This window comes from Kitasatospora sp. NPDC059722, assembly GCF_042733235.1.
Classification (GTDB): Bacteria; Actinomycetota; Actinomycetes; order Streptomycetales; family Streptomycetaceae; genus Kitasatospora.
In genome coordinates this window covers 1-1,218 of sequence record NZ_JBHWGD010000295.1, presented here as the reverse complement: position 1 = coordinate 1,218, position 1,218 = coordinate 1, and the positions used below count along the sequence as shown (strand labels likewise).

At 72.5% G+C, this 1,218-nt stretch carries 2 protein-coding genes; both read left to right on the top strand.

Annotation, left to right across the window (positions count from 1 at the left end):
- A partial coding sequence (locus ACFV4F_RS43405; RefSeq protein ID WP_380511590.1) for an FAD-dependent oxidoreductase occupies positions 1 to 674 on the top strand: 674 nt, incomplete at its 5' end.
- Positions 675 to 716: 42 nt separating this feature from the next.
- On the top strand, positions 717 to 1,218 hold a 502-nt coding region (locus tag ACFV4F_RS43400; protein WP_380511587.1), incomplete at its 3' end, for an L-threonylcarbamoyladenylate synthase.

Below are 1,218 nucleotides of genomic sequence, written 5' to 3'. Positions count from 1 at the left end.
CAGGCGTCGGCTCGGCCGTGCGCCGCCGACTGCTCCCCGACGCCCGGGTGGTCGACATTCCGGGCAACTCGCTCCTCGGGCGCACCCCGCTCACCGAGCGCTTCGCCGCCCTCGTCCCGGACTTCGGCACTCTCGTACAGGGCCCCGGGCTGACGATGCTGCTCGGCCGGATGGAGTTCCGCCGCCCGCCGAGGCTCGCGGCGGCCGAGCTCGCCCCCGAGGTCGAACTCCCCGACACCGACAGCTACCTGCGCTGGGTGGTCACCCTCCCCGAGCAGCTCACCGGCGACGACGACTGGGCGACCGTCCGCGACCGGCTGCTCCCCCTCCTCGACGGCTGGCACCCCGATCTCGTCGAGCTCGTCCGCCGGTCCGACGTCGTCAACAGCTCGCCGCTGAGGCTCCGGTACGCCGAGCCCGTCCCGCACTGGGGCACCGGCCCGGTCACCCTCCTCGGCGACGCGATCCACGCCATGCCCCCGAGCGCGGGCAAGGGCGCCAATACCGCCCTGCGCGACGCCGCGCTCCTCTGCCGCACCCTCACGGACGCCCACCGGGGCGGGACCGGCCTGCGGGAGGCCGTCGAGGTCTACGAGCACGAGATGCTCGCGTACGGCTTCGCCGCCGTCGCCGAGAGCCTCGAACAGCTCCCGAACTTCACCCCGTCCCGCTGAGACCTGCGGCGATCAGCGGCCGGCATCCCTTAGGGTCGCCGAATGGCCAAGTACTTCGACGTCCACCCAGAGTCCCCCCAGCCGCGCACCATCAGCACCGTGGCCGACAGCCTCCGGTCCGGAGCCCTCATCGCGTACCCGACCGACTCCTGCTTCGCCCTGGGCTGCCGGCTGGACAACCGCGACGGCCTCGAACGGATCCGGACGATCCGGCGCCTCGACGAGCGGCACCACTTCACCCTGATGTGCGAGGACTTCGCGCAGCTGGGGCAGTTCGTGCAGCTCGACAACAACGTCTTCCGCGCCGTCAAGGCCGCGACGCCGGGCGGCTACACCTTCATCCTCCCGGCCACCAAGGAGGTGCCCCGGCGCCTCCTGCACCCGAAGAAGAAGACGGTGGGCGTCCGGATCCCCGACCACGCCGTCACCCGGGCGCTGCTCGCCGAACTCGGCGAGCCGCTGGTCTCCAGCACGCTGCTCCTGCCCGGCGAGGACGAGCCGATGACGCAGGGGTGGGAGATCAAGGCGCGCCTCGACCACGTAC